Genomic DNA, 17734 nt, shown 5'->3' with positions numbered 1-17734 from the left:
TACAGCTGCGCCGGTGGCGGCTCCACCGGTTGCCACCCCTCAGTGGTAGCCCTCGCCCTCACGCACCTTGCCGCGGAACAGCCAGTAGACGAAGGCGATGTAGCCGAGGATCACCGGTAGCAGGAACACCGTGCCGATGAGCATGAAGATCTGGCTCGCCGGCGCCGCGGCGGTCTCCCACACGGTCAGCGAGGGCGGCACCAGATAGGGGAAGATCGAGATGCCGATGCCGAGATAGCCGAGCAGGAACAGGCCGATCACACCGAAGAAGGGCAGGTTGTCATAGCCCTTCTCCAGCCATCGCCATACCGCATAGGCGAGCAGGAGCGTGAGGATCGGCACCGGGGCGAGGTAGAACAGGTTCGGCGTGGTGAACCAGCGCTCGGCGATGCGCGGGAAGGCCAGCGGCGTCCACACGCTGACGATGCCCATGAAGACGAGCACCACCGGCAGCAGCTTCTTGGCGCGGGCGCGCGAATGCACCGCGGCGGCGCCCTCGGTCTTCATGATGAGCCACACGCTGCCGATCAGCGCATAGCCCGCCACCACGGCAATTCCGCACACCAGCGCGAAGGGCGTCGCCCAGTCGAGCGGACCGCCGGCGAAGGCGTTGTTCTCGACCTTGATGCCCTGCACGAAGCCGCCGAGCAGCATGCCCTGGAAGAACGCCGCCAGCGTCGAGCCGCCGGCGAAGGCGATGTTCCACAGGAAGCGGCTCTGCTCCGCCACATGCCGGAACTCGAAGGCGACGCCGCGAAACACCAGCGACAGCAGCATGAAGATGACCGGCAGATAAAGCGCCGGCATCACGATGGAATAAGCGAGGGGAAAGGCGACGAGCAGGCCGCCGCCGCCGAGGATCAGCCAGGTCTCGTTGCCGTCCCAGAAGGGGGCGACCGAGCTCATCATCTGGTCCCGTTCCCGGTCGCTCCTGGCGAAGGGGAAGAGGATGCCCATGCCGAGATCGAAGCCGTCGAGCACCACATACATGGCGATGGCGATGGCGAGCAGCAGCGACCAGATGACGGGAAGGTACCAGTCCATGCCGACACTGATGTCCATGGCTCATTCCCCCGGGGTTTTGATGGCGGCCCGCGTCGCCTCGTGGGCCGAGGAGAGCGGGCGGTTCGGCAGCCCCTCGGGCGGCTCGATCGCCGCGCCTTCGGGTCCCTTCGCGATCAGGCGGTTGATGTAGTAGATGCCGTCCGAGAAGACGCAGCCATAGACGATCACGAACAGCGCCAGCGTCGTCGCCACCGCCCAGCCGTCGACCGGCGAGGCGGCGTCGGCGGTGCGCAGGATGCCGTAGGCCACCCAGGGCTGGCGCCCGACCTCGGTGACGAACCAGCCGGACAGCACGGTGATGAAGCCGATCGGCCAGATGTGCTGCACGGGCGCGAGGTACCAGTCGGTCTCGAACAGCCGGCGGCGCCAGAGCAGCAAGGCGCCGAGCCAGCCGACGGCGATCATCAGCAGACCCATGCCGACCATGACGCGGAAGGCGAAGAAGGGGATGGCCACCGGCGGGCGGTCCTCGCGGGGGAATTCCTTCAGCCCCTTGAAGGTGCCGTCCCAGCTATGGGTCAGGATGAGGCTGCCCAGATGCGGGATGGCGATCTGGTAGTCGTTGCGCTCCTCCGCCTCGTTGGGGATGGCGAAGAGCACCAGCGGCACGCCGCCCGCGACGCCGTCCGTCTCGCCCCAATGACCCTCGATGGCGGCGATCTTCTCCGGCTGGTGCTGGAGCGTGTTCAGGCCGTGCGCGTCGCCGATGAAGGCCTGGACCGGCGCGAGAATGCAGATGAGGCCGAGCGCCATGCGCATCATGGTGCGCCCGTCCTCCGGGTAGCGCCCGGCATAGACATAGCGGGCGCCGACGGCCAGCACGACGAAGGCAGTGGTGAGGTAGCAGGCCGTCACCATGTGGGCGAGGCGGTAGGGGAAGCTCGGGTTGAAGATCGCCGCGAGCCAGTCCACCGGATGGGCGATGCCGTCGATGAGCTCATAGCCGGCGGGCGTCTGCATCCAGCTGTTGGCGGACAGGATCCAGAAGGCCGACATGGTGGTGCCGAGCGCCACCATGATCGAGGCGAGGACGTGCAGCCCGCGCGGCACCCGGTTCCAGCCGAACAGCATGATGCCGAGGAAGGTCGCCTCCAGGAAGAAGGCGGTCAGCACCTCGTAGCCGATCAGCGGCCCCACCACGTTGCCGACGACATGCGAGAAGCGGCTCCAGTTCGTGCCGAACTGGTAGGACATCACGATGCCGGAGACCACGCCCATCGCGAACGACACCGCGAAGATCTTGGTGAAGAAGCGGGCGATGCGGTGGTAGCGCTCGTGGCCGGTGGTGATCCACAGCACTTCGAGCGTGGCGATATAGGCCGCCAATCCTATGGTGAAGCTCGGGAAAATGATGTGGAAGGAAACGGTGAAGGCAAACTGAATGCGCGCCAGAATGATGGGATCGAATTCCATCGGTTTCCCCCCTGCCATCACCGCTTACGAAAAGGTGATACGCACCAGAGTAAGCTGGCGCGTCGCACAATGGAATGCCTCAAATCAATTTAGGCCGGACGCGCGGGCAGCCGGCGCCGATCCGCGCCTCTCATCGCGTCAAGCCGATGGGGGGATCGTCTACGGTATCTGGATGGCGCTTAGCCGAGCCGGGCCTGGATGGCGAGCAGATCCCGCCACGCCATGCGCTTGCCGAGCGGTGAACGCAGCAGATAGGCCGGATGGAAGGTCGCCAGCGCCGGGATGACCCGGCTGCCGGTGTCGTAATCCATCCACCGTCCGCGCGCCTTGGTGATGCCGTCGCGTATGCCGAGCAGGGTCTGCGCCGAGGGGCCGCCGAGGCAGACGAGGACGTCCGGATCGGCGAGCTCGATCTGCCGGCGGATGAAGGGCAGGCAGATGGCGGTTTCCTGCGGCGTCGGCGTGCGGTTTCCCGGCGGACGCCAGGGCACGACATTGGCGATGTAGGCGCTCGTGCGGTCGATGCCGATGGCGGCGAGCATGCGGTCGAGCAGCTTGCCGGAGCGCCCGACGAAGGGCTTGCCCTCGATGTCCTCCTCGCGTCCCGGCGCCTCGCCCACCAGCATAAGCCGGGCGGCGGGATTGCCGTCGGCGAAGACGAGGCGTGTCGCGGTGTGCTTGAGCGGGCAGCCGTCGAAACGTTCGAGCAGGTCGCGCAGCGCATCGAGGCTCGGCGCGCCGGCGGCGGCCTCGCGGGCCTCGATGGCGGCGAGATCGGGCGGGGGCGGGCCCCCTTCGGGCGAGGGCGCCGTCGCCGGCGGGCGAGGAGCGGCCGGTGCCGAAGGCGTGGAGCGCGCAGCGGCGGGCTCCTCGGCCGGCCGTGCGGGTGCCCGCGCCGCACGCGCGAGCGCCGCGCCGCGCTCCGCCTCGCTTTCCGCGAAACGGTCGACCGGCGCCTCGCCCAGCGCGACATCGACCCCCGCCTCGACATGGAAGGCGAGGATGTCGGCGATTGCGTCTTGGTCGCTAAGTGTCCAACTCATAAGGAGCATTCTTCCCGTCGGTTCCCCGATCCTATCCGTCGGAGGGATGGTTGTCAGGCCGGGGCAAGCGTGGAAGAAGTCCAATCAGCACGTTGCGGCGGCGGAGGGAAGAGATGAACGCGGCGGAACTGCCGGAACGCGAGGCCATGGAGTTCGATGTCGTGGTCGTCGGCGCGGGCCCGGCGGGCCTTGCGGCGGCGATTCGGCTGAAGCAGCTCAACGAGGATCTCTCCGTCGTGGTGGTGGAGAAGGGCTCGGAGGTCGGCGCGCACATTCTCTCCGGCGCGGTGATCGACCCGGTCGGCCTCGACCGGCTGTTCCCCGACTGGCGCGACGCGCCCGACGCGCCGCTGAAGACGCCGGTGACGGACGACCGCTTCTATCTGCTCGGCCCGGCCGGCGCGCTGCGGCTGCCCAACATGCTGATGCCGCCGCTGATGAACAATCACGGCGCCTATATCGGCTCGCTCGGCACGGTCTGCCGCTGGCTTGCCGCCAGGGCCGAGGCACTCGGCGTGGAGATCTATCCCGGCTTTGCCGCCGCCGAGCTGCTCCATGACGCGGCGGACCCGACCAGGGTCGTCGGCATCGCCACCGGCGACATGGGAATCGGTCGCGACGGCGAGATGACCGACCGCTTCACCCGCGGCATGGAGCTGCGCGCGAAATACACTTTGTTCGCGGAAGGCGCGCGCGGCCAGCTCAGCAAGCAGCTCATCGCCCGCTACGCGCTGGACGCCGGGCGCGAACCGCAGAAATTCGGCATCGGGCTGAAGGAACTGTGGACCGTGCCGGCCGAGCAGCACCGCCCGGGGCTGGTGCAGCATTCCTTCGGCTGGCCGCTCGACGGCGCCACCGGCGGCGGCTCCTTCCTCTACCACATGGAGGACCGGCAGGTGATGGTGGGCTTCGTGCTCCATCTCAACTACGCCAACCCATGGATTTCGCCGTTCGAGGAGTTCCAGCGGTTCAAGACCCATCCGCTGGTGCGTTCCACGCTGGCGGGCGGCAAGCGCGTCTCCTACGGCGCGCGCGCCATCACCGAGGGCGGCTTCCAGTCGGTGCCGAAGCTGGTATTCCCCGGCGGCGCGCTCATCGGCTGCGCGGCCGGCTTCGTCAACGTGCCGCGCATCAAGGGCAGCCACAACGCGGTGCTGTCGGGCATGCTCGCCGCCGAGGAAGTGGCGAAGGCGCTGGGCGAGGGGCGCCAGCACGATGTGCTGGAGGGCTATGAGGCCGGCTGGCGCGGCTCCGACATCGGGCGCGACCTGTGGAAGGTGCGCAACGCCAAGCCGCTCTGGTCGAAGCTCGGCACCTATGCCGGCATCGCGCTGGGCGGGCTCGACATGTGGGCGAACACGCTGTTCGGCTTTTCGCCCTTCGGCACGCTCCGGCACGGCAAGCCGGACTATGCGACGCTGAAGCCCGCCGCGCAGGCGAAGCGGATCGACTATCCCAAGCCGGACGGCATCGTCTCCTTCGACCGGCTGTCCTCGGTGTTCCTGTCGAACACCAATCACGAGGAAGACCAGCCGATCCACCTCAAGGTAGCCGATCCCGTGCTGCAGAAGACGTCGGAACACGATGTCTATGGCGGGCCCTCGGCGCGCTATTGCCCGGCCGGCGTCTATGAGTGGATCGAGGGGGATGGCGGGAGCGACGGCGCGCGCTACGTGATCAACGCGCAGAACTGCGTCCACTGCAAGACCTGCGATATCAAGGATCCGAACCAGAACATCAACTGGGTCGCGCCGGAAGGCGGCGGCGGGCCGAACTACCCGAACATGTAAGGAACGGCGGCTTTCCGGCCGCCGTCGTCTCTAGAACAGGCTGAACACGAAGGCGGCCAGCAGGACGATGGCGCCCCAGAAGTCGGTGATCATCGCCACATTCTCGCGCATGCTGCGGTTCTGGCGGTTGAGGTGGTTGATGCCGGCGAGGCCCAGGAACAGCCCGCCGATGAAGGCCACCGGCAGCGCCCAGATCGAGAAGACGATCGACAGCACGCCGGCAAGGCCGGTCGAGACATTGGCGAAGCCGAGTTCCTGCGCCAGCACATGGACGCGCGGATCGTCGATGCCCAGGATCGTCTTGGCGGTGTAGCCGGGGCGGACGATCTGCGAGATGCCGGCGATCAGCAGCCGCACGCCGACCGCCCAGAAGACGAACCATTTGGTGGCAACGGCGAGGAAGCCGACAATGCCCGTGGTGGTGGCCATCTCGGCGCCGATGCTGATGAGCGGCGCCACGACCATGGTCAGCACTACGACCGCGTAATACATCGAACCCCTCGCCCCGATCATCCTGTTCCCGCCGCGAGTGTGGCGACGGGGGAGGCAAAGTCAATCAAGGCGGGAGGCCGTCCCCGCCGGACTTTTCGCCGGGCCACGCCCGCACCGGCGCCGCGAGGGGCGCGGCGTCACACGCGCTGCGAATTGGAAACCTTCGGGAAAAGCCGGACGCGCCGGCGGCGGTGTGACTCCGCGGCGAGACTCGGCGGCGGGCGGGCGAAACGGCGCCGGCGCATGGGCGGTGGGCCGTCATGAAACTGTAATCCCAGCTTCATCCACCCGTCATTGCGGGGGGCTACCCCAAGCCGGTCTTCAACAGGCCGGCGGAGATCCGATGGCGGCAGCGCTTCAACTCGACCGCGTCACCAAGACCTATGGCGCGATGCGTGCCGTGGACAACGTCTCGCTGACGATCCGGGAAGGCGAACGCGTGGCGCTGATCGGCGCCTCGGGTTCGGGCAAGTCGACGCTGATCCGCCTGGCGTCCGGGCTGATCCTGGCCGACGCGCAGGGCCGCGGCACCGGCGCCGTCCACGCCTTTGGCGTCAAGGTGCAGGAGGCCGGAAGGCTCGCCTCCGAGGTGCGCTCCGCGCGCCGCAATATCGGCCTCGTCTTCCAGCAGTTCGCCCTGTCCGGGCGTCTCTCGGTCATGGCCAATGTGCTGGTCGGCGCGCTCGGGCGGATGAATGCGCTGCGCGGCACGCTCGGCCTGTTCAATGCCGACGAGCGGCGCACCGGCTATGCCGCGCTCGCCGAGGTCGGTATTGCCCAGCATGCCGCCAAGCGCGCCCGCGAGCTCTCCGGCGGCCAGCAGCAGCGCGTCGCCATCGCCCGCGCACTGGTGCAAGGCGCCCGCCTCGTGCTCGCCGACGAGCCGATCGCCTCGCTGGATCCCAAATCGGCGAAGCGCGTGATGGACACGCTGGTGACGATGAGCCGCGACCACGGCATCGCGCTGGTCGTCTCGCTGCATCAGGTGGATTACGCCACCGCCTATTTCGACCGCGTCATCGCGATGAATGGCGGGCGCGTCGTGTTCGACGGCCCCGCTTCCAAGATCAATGCAGGCTTCCTCACCGAGCTCTACGGCGCGAGCGCCGAGGAGCTGATCCTGCCGAGCCAGTTCGCGGTAGCGGCCCCGGCCGATGCCGTCGCCACCACCCAGCCCGTTTCCTGACAGGAGCTACCACCATGAAACGCCTCCTCGCCGCCGGCCTCGCGCTGGCCGCCCTCGCGAGCGCCCCGGCGCGCGCCGACGAAATCAAGGAGCTGAACTTCGGCTTCATCTCCACCGAATCCTCGGCCAACCTCGCCAAGAGCTTCGAGCCCCTGCTCAAGGACATGGAGAAGGCCATCGGCATGCCGGTGAAGCCCTTCTTCGTCGGCGACTATGCCGGCGTCATCGAGGGCATGCGCTTCAAGAAGGTCGATGTTGCGTGGTTCGGCAACAAGTCGGCCATGGAAGCCGTCGATCGCTCCAATGGCGAAGTCTTCGTCAAGACCGCCAAGCCGGACGGCTCCTCGGGCTACTACTCGCTGATCGTCACCCGGGCCGACCGCAGCGACATCAACGATCTCAAGAACGTCCTCGACTGCTCGAAGGGCTATAATTTCGGCAATGGCGACCCGAACTCGACCTCGGGCTTCCTGGTTCCGAGCTACTACGTGTTCGCGCTGAACAATGTCGACCCGAACAAGTGCTACAAGCGCGTCGTGACCGGCAACCACGAGGGCAACCTGCTCGCGGTCGCCAACAAGCAGATCGACTTCGCCACCAACAACACCGAGAACGTGTCGCGCCTGCAGCAGACCCGTCCGGAAGAGGCCGCCAAGATCAAGGAAGTGTGGCGCTCGCCGCTGATCCCCGGCGACCCGATTGTGTGGCGCAAGGATCTGCCGGCCGACCTGAAGGCCAAGATCTACACCTTCTTCATGACCTATGGCCGCCTCGGCACCCCGGAAGAGGTTGCCCATGCGCGTGAAGTGCTGGCGAAGACCTCGGATGGCTGGGGTCCGTTCCTCGCCTCCTCCGACGCCCAGCTTCTGCCGATCCGCCAGCTCGAGCTGTTCAAGAACCGCATCAAGACCGAGAACAACGACAAGCTCTCGGCCGACGAGAAGGCGGCCCAGCTGAAGAAGATCGACGCCCAGCTCGCCGACCTCGACGCCCAGTCGAAGAAGCTGCCGGCCATGTGAGCCGCGACGGGCGGCTTCGCGCCGCCCGTCCTGCCGGCCCCGTCGCGACATGATCCCGGAACCGCCGCGAGGCTGTCTCCGGGATCATTGCCGAGGGGCGGGGATTTCCTGCCGCCGCATCGTCGCGGCCTGGCCGACGATCAGGGATTGAGCCATGTTCGCCACCGAAGCCGACCGTTCCGCCCACCGCGCCGCCGAGCGCGCCATGCCGGCCCCGCCGGTGACGCCGATCGGCACGCGGCTGACGCGCCTGTTCATCGCCGTCCTCGCTGTGGTGGTGCTGGTCTTCTCCTGGCACGAAGCGGAGATGAACCCGCTGCAGCTCTGGAACGACGCCGGCAACATGGCGACGCTCGGCGCCGATTTCCTGCGCCCCGACTTCACCGACTGGGACGTCTATGCCGACGCCATGCTGGAGACGCTGGCGATCGCCATCTGGGGAACGCTGCTCGCGGTGATCGCCGGCATCCCCCTCGGCATCCTCTCGGCCGACAATGTGGCGCCGCACTGGCTCGCCTTCGCGGTGCGCCGGCTGATGGACGCCTGCCGCGCCATCAACGAGCTGGTCTTCGCGCTGATCTTCATTGCTGCCGTCGGCCTCGGCCCCTTCGCCGGCGTGCTGGCGCTCTTCATCCACACGACCGGCGTGGTGGCGAAGCTGTTCTCGGAAGCGGTGGAGGCCATCGATCCGGCACCGGTGGAAGGCATTCGCGGCACCGGCGGCACCTGGCTGCAGGAGATCATCTATGGCGTGCTGCCGCAGGTGCTGCCGCTGTGGATTTCCTATGCGCTCTATCGCTTCGAATCCAATGTCCGCTCGGCCACGGTGCTCGGCATCGTCGGCGGCGGCGGCATCGGCATGACCTTCAACGAGACCATGCGCGGCTTCCTCTATTCGCAGGCCTCGGCGATCCTGATCATCGTCATCCTCACGGTCACCGCGCTCGACGTGATCAGCCAGCGCATCCGCAAGAAGTTCATCTGAGCGGGGGGGCAGGCTACCGGCCGGTGGCCCCGGAAGCTCTCCGCACCAGCGGCTGACGGCAGAAGACGCGGACGCCACACGTCCGCGTTTTTTCATTTGGCCCGGCGCGCCAACGACGCCGGCGCGCGATGGCGCCCAACCTCTCCAAACATTAATCTGCCGGACACCGTCCCGCCAGCATCGCGCGCCGTAGATGGGGCCGACTGCGACGTCACCGGAGTGGATGCCTTGCGTGTGATTGCTTCCCTGCTCGCCGATGTCTGGCGGCTCTCGATCCCCTATTTTCGCGGCGAGGACCGGTGGCGCGGCGGCGCGCTGCTGGCTGCCGTGATCGCGATGGAGGTCGGCTGGGTCTATGCCAGCGTGCTGATCAACGAGTGGAACGCCGTCTTCTACAACGCCATCCAGGAGAAGGACTACGCCGCCTTCGTCCACCAGCTCTGGGTGTTCGCGCTCATCGCTTCGGTGGCGATCGCGGTGGCGGTGTATCAGGTCTATCTGCGCCAATGGCTGGAGATACGCTGGCGCAACTGGATGACCGACAAGTACCTTACCGCCTGGCTCGCCAACGAGACGCATTACCGCATGCGGCTGAAGGGCGACACGGCGGACAATCCGGACCAGCGCATCGCCGAGGACATCCGCACCTATATCGGCCAGACCATCACCCTGTTCCTCGGCCTGCTGAACGCGGTGATGACGCTGGTCTCCTTCGCCGTCATCCTGTGGGGCCTGTCCGGCAATTTCTCGTTCAACCTGTTCGGCGGCAGCTGGAACATTCCCGGCTACCTCGTCTGGGCGGCCCTCCTCTATGCCGCCGCCGGCACGCTGCTCGCCCATCTCATCGGCCGTGTGCTGGTGAAGCTGAACTTCGACCAGCAGCGCTTCGAGGCGGATTACCGCGTCGATCTGGTGCGGGTGCGCGAGAATGGCGAGCAGATCGCGCTGATGGACGGCGGCGCGGTGGAGCGCGAGCGCCTGCTCTCCCGCTTCAGCCGCGTGGTGCACAATTACTGGGGCATCATGATCGCGCAGAAGCGCCTGACCTGGTTCACCGCCGGCTACAGCCAGGCGTCGATGATCTTCCCCTTCATCGTCGTCGCGCCGGCCTATTTCACCGGGGCTATCCAGCTCGGCCAGCTGATGCAGACCTCTTCGGCCTTCGGCCAGGTGCAGGGCTCGTTCTCCTTCTTCATTGGCGCCTATTCGACACTGGCCGAGTGGAAATCAGTGGTCGACCGTCTGGTCGGCTTCGAGAGGTCGGTGATGGCGACGCAGGCCGAGACCCTGCGCAGCGAGTTCCGCCGCAGTCCGGCCAGCGGCGCCGCGCCGCTGGCGGTCTCCGGCATGGAGGTGCGTCTGCCGGACGGCCGGGCGCTGCTGGTGGTCGACGCGCTCGACATCGGGCGCGGCGAGCGGGTGCTGCTCACCGGCCCCTCGGGCAGCGGCAAGAGCACGCTGTTCCGCGCCATTGCCGGCATCTGGCCCTATGGCCATGGCGAGGTGACGGTGGCGCCCGGGGCGCGGATGCTGACGCTGCCGCAGCGCCCCTATCTGCCGGTCGGCACGCTGCGCGGCGCGCTCGCCTATCCCGATCCGATGGCCAATTACACCGACGAAGAGCTGCGCGAGGCGCTGGAGGCGGTCGGCCTTCCCGGCTTCGCCGCGCGGCTCGACGAAACCGGCCTGTGGGCGGCCATGATGTCGGGCGGCGAGCAGCAGCGGCTCGCGGTGGCGCGCGCCCTGCTGATGAAGCCGCAGGTGCTGCTGCTGGATGAGGCGACCTCGGCGCTCGACGAGGCGGGTGAGGCGGCGCTCTACCACGTGCTGCGCGAGCGCCTGCCGGAGACGTCGATGCTCTCGATCGGCCACCGCTCGACCCTTGTCGCCCTGCATGAGCGGCAGATCGAGCTGCGGCGCGGCATCGACGGACCGGCTACCCTGGCGGCGACGCCGCGGGTCGCCGCCGCGTGAGGCGCGATCAGCGCGAGGCGGCGGCGCGCACCTCCGCCTCGATGGCGAGGGTCCGCTCCAGCAGGATCTCGTAGATCGGGCGCCCGCCGAGCGCCTGCGCGGTCATGTTGGCGAAGATCGCGGTGATCATGACCGGAACCAGCACGACATAGGCGCTGGTCAGCTCCAGCACCAGCACCATGCCGACCATAGGCGCGCCGATGGTCGCCGCGAACAGCCCGCCCATGGCCGAGATGGCGAAGGCGACCAGCCCGTTCTCGGGAAGCGTCACGAACATTTCCAGCGCCGTGCCGTAGCAAAGGCCGATGGTGGTGGCGAGCGCGAGGATCGGCGCGAAGATGCCGCCGGCGACGCCGGTCGAGTAGCTCGCCATGGTCATGACGAAGCGCAGCAGCACGACGAAGGCGAGCATGGCCAGCGGCAATCCTTCCTTGGTGAGCTGTACCGCCAGCAGTTCGCCGCCCTGCGTCGCCTCGGGCCGCACGAAGAGCAGCACGCCGACGACCAGGCCGACGATGGCGGGGAAGATGTAGAACGAGGTGCGCATGCCGAAGCGGCGCACATGGTCGAGCCCCCACACCAGCGTCCGATTGAAGATGACGCCCGCTCCGCCGAGGAGGATGCCGAGCACCACGAAGGCCGGCAGCCAGCCATAGGGGATCGCCGAGGCCTCCAGCAGCATATAGGGCGTGTTGCCGGTCAGGTACTCGGTGACGATGGCGCTGGCGATGGAGGCCAGCACCACGGCGATATAGGTGCGCGAGGAATAGGGGAACTGCCGCCGGGTTTCCTCGATGACGAACAGCACCGCCGCGAGCGGCGCGTTGAAGGCGGCGGCAAGCCCCGCCGCGCCGCCGGCCGCCAGCAGGCCGCGCATGTCCTCGCCGGACCATTTCATCAGGTCGGAGGCGGCCTTGGCGACGGAGGCGCCGATATGGATGGTCGGCCCCTCGCGGCCGAGCACCATGCCGGAGGAAAGCGACAGCAGGCCCGCAATGAATTTCACCGGCAGAACGCGATGCCAGCGCACCTCGCGCAGTCCCTCCATCGCCCCCTCGATCTCGGGCACGCCCGATCCGCTGGCTTCCGGCGCGTAGGTGCGCACCAGCCAGAGCGAGACGACGGCCATGCCGGCGGCGACGAGGGCGGCGGCGGCGTAAAGCACGAGGCCTTCGAACTGGAGCGTGGTCTGCAGGAAGGCCGGCCAGGCGGCTGTCAGCTTCTCGACGCCGACATGGAAGCCGGAGCCGAGCAGGCCGACGACCGCGCCAACCAGGATCGCCACGATGTGATATGCCCCGTTCCCCATGCCTCGACCTTCTCCCGACAAATCAGCAACCGTTTGCAATCGGTAGCATCGTCGGCCGGGGCCCGGAAGCGCGGCAGAGCATATTGTCGCCCCCGGAGCACACGTGGCCGAGGGGGCCGTTGACGGGGCGCTCCGGGGCGAATGCTCAGGGCAGGGGCGGGGCGTAGGTCGAGACCGGCTCGACCTTGTCGATGAGCTTGTGGCTCTTCATGAACTCCCCGAAGCGGGCGTAGCGTTCCGTGTCGAGGGCGGCCGGCGCGTGGGCGAAGCGGCGCAGCGTGTCGGTCCACGCGGTGCGGTTCAGCTCGTCGTCGAGCTTCGGATTGGCCGTCACGAAGGCCTGCCATGCCTCGTCGGGATGGTTGAGGACGTAGATGGTGGCGTCCTCGACCGCAGCGAGGAAGCGCTTGAGCCGCGGGTCGGCCAGCTTGTCCTTGTGGGTCACGTAGATCAGCTCGTCGAACACCGGCACGCCGTGCTCTTCGGGGTAGAAGGCGATGCCCTCCTTGCCCTCAAGCCTGATCTGGGTGAGCTCGAAATTGCGGTAGGCGCCGATCACCGCGTCGACCTTGCCGGCGACCAGCGCGGGCGAGAGGGCGAAATTGACGTTGATCATCGTCACGTCGGACGGCGTGAGCCCGGCGCTCGCCAGCATGGTGCCGAGCAGTGCGTCCTCGAAGCCCGCCACGGAATAGCCGACCGTCTTGCCCTTGAGGTCGGCGATCGACTTGACCGGGCCGTCCTTCAGCGCCACCAGCGCGGTGAGCGGGGTGGAGACCAGCGTGCCGAAGCGCACCAGCGGCAGCCCTTCCTTCACCGAGAGATAAAGGCTCGGCTGGTAGCTGACCGCCACATCCGCCTGACCGGCGGCGACGAGGCGGGGCGGGGCGGACGGATCGGCCGGCGGCACCAGCTCGACATCGAGGTCGTGGGCTTTGAAGAAGCCCTTCTCCTGCGCGATGATCAGCGGCGCGTGGTCCGGATTGACGTACCAGTCGAGCAGGACGGTGAGCTTGTCGGCGGCCGCCGCCGGGGTGAGGCCGAGCGCGAGGGCGAATGCCGTCGCGGCGAACTTGGTGAACATGGATCTCCTCCCAGTTGGAGATCCGGCGCGCGCGCTTTCGGGGGAAATCCGGCACGGGTGCCACGCATCGCGTGGATCAGGCCCCGCCGTCGCTCCGTCCCTTCGCCGGCATGACCCGGATCAGGTTCAAAGGGTCTGGCAGGTGCCATCTCAGCCCCTTCGGCCTTTCGGCCGGCGGGACACCCCTCGGACGCGCGCAGGCTAGCATCGCCGGTATGCCAGGGCAATCTGTGGGGCCTATTCTCCGCGCCAGCCGTCGAGATAGACCGTGCGCTCCACCCCGGCGAAGCGGCCGAGCCGGGCGAGTTCGGCGTCGAGCGCATTGAGCCGGCCGGTCGAGGCCCGCACGCCCGGCTCCAGCCAGAGCCGGCGCACGTCGAGCGAGCCGGCCTTGCGGTCCGCCTTCATGTCGATGCGGCCGATCAGCCGGTCGCCCTCCAGCAGCGGGAAGACGTAATAGCCATAGACCCGCCTGGGGGTCGGGACGAACACCTCGATGCGATAGGTGAATCCGAACAGCCGCTCCGCCCGGGCGCGGTCGCGCAGCAGCGGATCGAAGGGGCTGAGCACACGCAGCCGCGCCGGCGGGGCGGGCAGGGCGGCGAAATCCTCCGCGCTGCCTTTGAAGGCGTGGCTGGCGCGCGGCTTGCCGCCCTCGGCGCCCTCGACCAGCACGGGCTCCAGCCTGTGGGCGTTCGCCGCCACCCAGCCACGCGCCTCCTCCGGTCTGATCAGTCCCCAGAAGGCGGCGATCTCGCCATGGGTGGCGAAGCCGAGCCGCTCCAGCGCCGCGGTGCAGGCCCAGTCGAGGAAGGCCTCCGGGCTCACCTCGCCCGCGAAATGCCGGGCGGGGATGACGCGCTCGGTGAGGTCGTAGACCTTCTGGAAGCCCTCGCGCCCGGCAATGGCGAGCGCGCCGGTGCGCCAGTGATATTCGAGCGCGGTCTTCTCCGGGTGCCAGTTCCACCAGCCGCCGGGCGGGCGCTTTCCGGCGTCCACATCCTGCTCGAAATCGCGGGCCATCAGCCGGCCTTCGACGCGTACCCGCTCCAGCACATGGTCGACATAGCCCTCGAAGCCGTTCTCGTGCCAGGAGCGCCAGCGATCGGCCAGCGTTTAGCGCGCGCGCGCGAAGCGGTGCTTCCAGTAGCCGAAGAAAGTGTTGGGGATGATCGCCGCGTCGTGCGTCCAGTGCTCGAAGAGCGCGCCGTCCTTTTCCAGCAGCGCGGTCAGGTGCTCGCGCCTGTAGGTCGGGTTGCGCGCGAACAGGATGTGATGATGCGCGCGCTCGACGGTGGCGATGCTGTCGACCTGCACGAAGCCGAGGTCGTCGATCAGTTGCAGAAGTCCGGTCTTGGTCAGCGTTCCGCGGGGGCGGCTGAGCTGCTGCCGGGCGAGGAAGACACGTCGGGCGTCGGCGTTGGAGAGGCGGAGGGGCATGGGTCGTCGATCCGGTCGAGGTTTACGGCGACCGTTCGGCCGGTCGACTTGGCAGCGTACATCAGGGTGTCGGCGCGGCGCAGCAGCGCATCGGCGCCGATCGTCTGCCGGGTGACGGCAACGCCGATGGCCGCGCCCACGGCGAGGTTTCGTCCTTCGATGTCCATCGGCGCACAGAGCGCATCGGCGAGCATTTGCATCTCCTGCCCCGTGGGCCCTCCGGTGGGTCCGCCATGTTCCGGAGAGATGCCGCAGGCGAAGGAATGGAGCAGTACGAATTCGTCGCCACCGATGCGCGCGACGAAATGGCCGGGGGCGCTATGGGCACGCAGGCGCTCGGCGAAGCTCCGCAGCACCTGGTCGCCGATGGAGTGGCCGTGGCGGTCATTTATCGACTTGAAGCCATTGAGATCGATATAGGCGAGGCAGACGCCCTCATGCGGCGCGAACCGCTCCAGCAGCTTGCGCAGCCGGTTGTCGAAAGCCGCCCGGTTGGGCAGGCCGGTCACCACGTCGGTGTAGGCGGCCTCGATGATGCGGCGCTCGAACGCCTTGCGCTCGGAATTGTCGATGATGATCTCGATGTCGAACGTCTGGCCATTGATGACGCGGCGCTGCGTCGAGACCAGCGTGGGGATGATGTGGCCGGAGACGTGGCGCAGGTCGATCTCCTCGAGCTCGTACAGGCCGACGGTTTCCAGCGCGTGGATGCGGCGCAGCCGTTCCGGGGAGTCGAGCGCGCGCACGGTGTCGAGATACATGGGCTGGCCCTCGATCTCGTCCCAGCTGCGCCCGATCATGGCGAGGTAGGCGGGATTGGCCATGATGTACCGGGAGACGTGCTCGGCCGTGGAAATGCAGATCGCCACCGGCGAGAGCTCGAACACGTCCGCAAGCGCTTCATAGATCACGGTGCTCGGGATCATGGATCCTCACTGGATCGACGGCACGGGGATCGTCCGTCCAAGCCGGGCGCGATGCAAGCCCGCCCAAACTGGTCAGGCGTCGGCGAAGTGCTGCATTCGCACATCCACATTGCCGGCCCCGGCCTTGGCCACATACATCAGCGCGTCGGCGCGGTGGAGCAGCGTCTGGACGGCGAGCGGACCGTCGGCGATGGCGATGCCGATGGCCAGGCCGACCGCAATCGGCTGACCGTTGAGGTCCATGTCCCGGCAGGTCGCCTCGCCGAGCCGCAGGAAGTCGGCGTGGCGCTTGTCTTCGTCCATGCCGGTCGAGCGGAACAGGATGGCGAACTCGTCGCCGCCAAGTCGCCCCACGAAATGCTCGGGGCTGGCGTACTGGCGCAGCCGCCGGCCAATGCGGGTGAGCAGCCAATCCCCCACGTCGTGACCATAGAGGTCGTTGATCTTCTTGAAGCCGTTGAGGTCGATGAAGGCGAGCCCGACGCCCTCGCCCGGCTTCATTTCCGTGGCCATGCGGGCCAGCGTGTCGTTGAACGCCTTCCGGTTCGGCAGGCCGGTGATCGCGTCCGTATAGGCCGCCCGGGTGATGGCGGCCTCGAATTCCTTGCGCTCGGAATTGTCGATGATGATCTCGATGTCGAGGCTGGTGTCGTCGATGACCCGTCGTTGTGCCGAGATGAGCGTGGGAACGAGGCGGCCGGAGGCCTGGCGGATATAGACCTCCTCCAGCTTGTAGAAGCCTTCCTCCTCCAGCCTGCGCAGGCGGCGCAGGCGCTCCGGAGCATCGATCGCCGTGCCGAGGTCGAGCGCGATGGTGCGCGAGGCAATCTCCTCCCAGCTCCGCTGGATCAGCTGGAGGTAGGCCGAATTGACCTTCACGTAGCGGGATTCGACGTCGGCGGTGGTAATGCAGAAGGCGATCGGCGAAAACTCGAACATGTCGAGCAGCGCCTGGTTCAGAACATCACGTGGGATTTGCAGTTGTTGCGGCAAGATGCAGACCGTTGGGGGCTCGCCAGGGAACACTATGTCGCTTCAGCCAAGGCACGCCATTTATAATTATACTATACCTTACCCAAGGTACACATCCTTGACGCATGTCATGCGGCCGACTCTCACACTTCCGCCGTCTCCGGCGCCCAGGGCACGAGCCGCGTCAGCCCCCAGTCGACCAGCGTGAAGAGCAGGAGCGCCACTGCGAGCAACACCGCGAGCGCGGCGAACACCATGTCGGTCTGCATGCGCGCATTGGAATAGAGCATGAGATAGCCGAGCCCCGCCGAGGCGCCGACCCATTCGCCGACCACCGCGCCGATGGGCGAGACGGCCGTGGCGACGCGCAGGCCCGAGGCGAGCCCGGGCAGGGCGGCGGGGATCCGGATGTAACGCAGCGTCTTCGCCGTGCCCGCCCCGCTCAGCCGGGCGAGGTCCACGAGACCCTGCTCGGTGCGGGCGAGCCCGTCATGGAAGGCGGAGGCGACGGGGAAGAAGATGATGAGGCTCGCCATCACGATCTTCGAGGCGAGCCCGAAGCCGAACCAGATGACCAGCAACGGGGCGATGGCGAAGACCGGCAGGGCCTGCGCCACCAGCAGCACCGGGCGCATGGCGCGGCGGGCCAGTGGCGACGCCGCCATGGCGAGGGCGCAGGCGATGCCGAGCGCCGAGCCGCAGACGAGGCCGAGCAGCATTTCGCCCAGCGTGATCGCGGCGTTGTGCCCGAGAATGGCGGCGTTGTTCCAGGCGGCGACGCCGATGCGCACGGGCCCCGGCAATATGTAGGCCGGCACGCCGAACAGCCGGACCGCACCCTCCCACAGACCCAAAAGCACGAAAGTGATGGCGAGCGCGCGCCCGATGGCGGCCATGCGGGAGATTCCTACATCAGTTTATGCACTTATAGCGAGGGGGCGGCGGATGCGCGACCGTCGCGACCACTCAGGCCGGACGTCGCGGCATGACTTGACGTCCGTCAATGAGACGACACTTCTTTAGAGACATAAGTCTA

Annotated in this window: 14 protein-coding genes, 1 pseudogene and 1 riboswitch; of the genes and pseudogenes, 5 read left to right on the top strand and 10 right to left on the bottom strand. The window is 67.6% G+C overall.

Annotated elements, in window-relative coordinates; genetic code table 11:
- Positions 1–39: 39 nt before the first annotated feature.
- The 3 genes from cydB to AC1PZ7_RS19405 all read right to left on the bottom strand — a co-directional run bounded on the left by cydB (position 40) and on the right by AC1PZ7_RS19405 (position 3530).
- Positions 40–1062, bottom strand: a complete 1023-nt coding sequence (cydB, locus tag AC1PZ7_RS19415; RefSeq protein WP_482356824.1) for a cytochrome d ubiquinol oxidase subunit II — start codon at positions 1060–1062, stop codon at positions 40–42.
- Positions 1063–1065: 3 nt separating this feature from the next.
- Positions 1066–2478: a cytochrome ubiquinol oxidase subunit I gene (locus AC1PZ7_RS19410; RefSeq protein ID WP_482356823.1), complete on the bottom strand. Its 1413-nt coding sequence runs from the start codon at positions 2476–2478 to the stop codon at positions 1066–1068.
- A 179-nt stretch (positions 2479–2657) separates the two neighbouring features.
- A complete protein-coding gene (locus tag AC1PZ7_RS19405) occupies positions 2658–3530 on the bottom strand; it encodes a uracil-DNA glycosylase (RefSeq protein WP_482356822.1) in 873 nt (290 codons plus the stop codon).
- Positions 3531–3634: 104 nt separating this feature from the next.
- Here AC1PZ7_RS19405 and AC1PZ7_RS19400 point away from each other — a divergent pair, with 104 nt between their 5' ends.
- Positions 3635–5311, top strand: coding sequence for an electron transfer flavoprotein-ubiquinone oxidoreductase (locus AC1PZ7_RS19400; protein ID WP_482356821.1), 1677 nt, complete (start codon positions 3635–3637; stop codon positions 5309–5311).
- A 30-nt stretch (positions 5312–5341) separates the two neighbouring features.
- On the opposite strand, the gene AC1PZ7_RS19395 is transcribed toward AC1PZ7_RS19400, so the two are convergent.
- Positions 5342–5803: a hypothetical protein gene (locus AC1PZ7_RS19395; protein ID WP_482356820.1), complete on the bottom strand. Its 462-nt coding sequence runs from the start codon at positions 5801–5803 to the stop codon at positions 5342–5344.
- Between the two features lie 343 nt (positions 5804–6146).
- On the opposite strand from AC1PZ7_RS19395, the gene phnC reads away from it, so the two are divergent.
- The 4 genes from phnC (at position 6147) to AC1PZ7_RS19375 (ending at position 10967) form a co-directional block, all read left to right on the top strand.
- A complete protein-coding gene (gene phnC / locus AC1PZ7_RS19390; protein WP_482356819.1) occupies positions 6147–6989 on the top strand; it encodes a phosphonate ABC transporter ATP-binding protein in 843 nt (280 codons plus the stop codon).
- A 14-nt stretch (positions 6990–7003) separates the two neighbouring features.
- On the top strand, positions 7004–8008 hold the full coding sequence (gene phnD / locus AC1PZ7_RS19385; RefSeq protein WP_482356818.1) for a phosphonate ABC transporter substrate-binding protein: 1005 nt from the start codon (positions 7004–7006) through the stop codon (positions 8006–8008).
- 154 nt (positions 8009–8162) lie between these two features.
- Positions 8163–8993, top strand: a complete 831-nt coding sequence (gene phnE, locus AC1PZ7_RS19380; RefSeq protein ID WP_482356817.1) for a phosphonate ABC transporter, permease protein PhnE — start codon at positions 8163–8165, stop codon at positions 8991–8993.
- A gap of 228 nt (positions 8994–9221) precedes the next feature.
- Positions 9222–10967, top strand: coding sequence for an ABC transporter ATP-binding protein/permease (locus tag AC1PZ7_RS19375; protein ID WP_482356816.1), 1746 nt, complete (start codon positions 9222–9224; stop codon positions 10965–10967).
- Positions 10968–10974: 7 nt separating this feature from the next.
- Here the strand turns inward: AC1PZ7_RS19375 and clcA are convergent, their stop codons facing one another.
- The 6 genes and pseudogenes from clcA to AC1PZ7_RS19345 form a co-directional block, all read right to left on the bottom strand.
- The gene (gene clcA, locus AC1PZ7_RS19370; RefSeq protein WP_482356815.1) at positions 10975–12276 is read right to left on the bottom strand and encodes a H(+)/Cl(-) exchange transporter ClcA; all 1302 of its coding nucleotides are present in this window, start codon (positions 12274–12276) and stop codon (positions 10975–10977) included.
- Between the two features lie 145 nt (positions 12277–12421).
- Entirely contained in the window at positions 12422–13360 is a 939-nt protein-coding gene (locus tag AC1PZ7_RS19365; RefSeq protein ID WP_482356814.1) for an ABC transporter substrate-binding protein, read from the bottom strand.
- A 93-nt stretch (positions 13361–13453) separates the two neighbouring features.
- Positions 13454–13551: riboswitch (TPP riboswitch) on the bottom strand.
- 46 nt (positions 13552–13597) lie between these two features.
- Positions 13598–14800 (bottom strand): annotated as a pseudogene (locus tag AC1PZ7_RS19360) (winged helix-turn-helix domain-containing protein).
- Positions 14719–15726: a diguanylate cyclase domain-containing protein gene (locus AC1PZ7_RS19355; RefSeq protein ID WP_482356813.1), complete on the bottom strand. Its 1008-nt coding sequence runs from the start codon at positions 15724–15726 to the stop codon at positions 14719–14721. The pseudogene AC1PZ7_RS19360 and the gene AC1PZ7_RS19355 overlap by 82 nt, the downstream one beginning before the upstream one ends.
- Before the next feature lie 72 nt (positions 15727–15798).
- The gene (locus AC1PZ7_RS19350) at positions 15799–16665 is read right to left on the bottom strand and encodes a diguanylate cyclase domain-containing protein (RefSeq protein WP_482356812.1); all 867 of its coding nucleotides are present in this window, start codon (positions 16663–16665) and stop codon (positions 15799–15801) included.
- Positions 16666–16841: 176 nt separating this feature from the next.
- Positions 16842–17594, bottom strand: a complete 753-nt coding sequence (locus tag AC1PZ7_RS19345) for an ABC transporter permease (protein WP_482356811.1) — start codon at positions 17592–17594, stop codon at positions 16842–16844.
- Positions 17595–17734 lie beyond the last annotated feature (140 nt).

The sequence above is a fragment of the Ancylobacter sp. TW_SC_1 genome, assembly GCF_056836805.1.
This window is presented reverse-complemented; position numbering and strand designations above follow the sequence as displayed.

Bases quoted from the DNA above. Each gene is read 5' to 3' on its own strand.
- cydB (WP_482356824.1), bottom strand. From the start codon at position 1,062: ATGGACATCAGTGTCGGCATGGACTGGTACCTTCCCGTCATCTGGTCG.
- AC1PZ7_RS19410 (WP_482356823.1), bottom strand. From the start codon at position 2,478: ATGGAATTCGATCCCATCATTCTGGCGCGCATTCAGTTTGCCTTCACC.
- AC1PZ7_RS19405 (WP_482356822.1), bottom strand. From the start codon at position 3,530: ATGCTCCTTATGAGTTGGACACTTAGCGACCAAGACGCAATCGCCGAC.
- AC1PZ7_RS19400 (WP_482356821.1), top strand. From the start codon at position 3,635: ATGAACGCGGCGGAACTGCCGGAACGCGAGGCCATGGAGTTCGATGTC.
- AC1PZ7_RS19395 (WP_482356820.1), bottom strand. From the start codon at position 5,803: ATGTATTACGCGGTCGTAGTGCTGACCATGGTCGTGGCGCCGCTCATC.
- phnC (WP_482356819.1), top strand. From the start codon at position 6,147: ATGGCGGCAGCGCTTCAACTCGACCGCGTCACCAAGACCTATGGCGCG.
- phnD (WP_482356818.1), top strand. From the start codon at position 7,004: ATGAAACGCCTCCTCGCCGCCGGCCTCGCGCTGGCCGCCCTCGCGAGC.
- phnE (WP_482356817.1), top strand. From the start codon at position 8,163: ATGTTCGCCACCGAAGCCGACCGTTCCGCCCACCGCGCCGCCGAGCGC.
- clcA (WP_482356815.1), bottom strand. From the start codon at position 12,276: ATGGGGAACGGGGCATATCACATCGTGGCGATCCTGGTTGGCGCGGTC.
- AC1PZ7_RS19365 (WP_482356814.1), bottom strand. From the start codon at position 13,360: ATGTTCACCAAGTTCGCCGCGACGGCATTCGCCCTCGCGCTCGGCCTC.
- AC1PZ7_RS19355 (WP_482356813.1), bottom strand. From the start codon at position 15,726: ATGATCCCGAGCACCGTGATCTATGAAGCGCTTGCGGACGTGTTCGAG.
- AC1PZ7_RS19350 (WP_482356812.1), bottom strand. From the start codon at position 16,665: ATGTTCGAGTTTTCGCCGATCGCCTTCTGCATTACCACCGCCGACGTC.
- AC1PZ7_RS19345 (WP_482356811.1), bottom strand. From the start codon at position 17,594: ATGGCCGCCATCGGGCGCGCGCTCGCCATCACTTTCGTGCTTTTGGGT.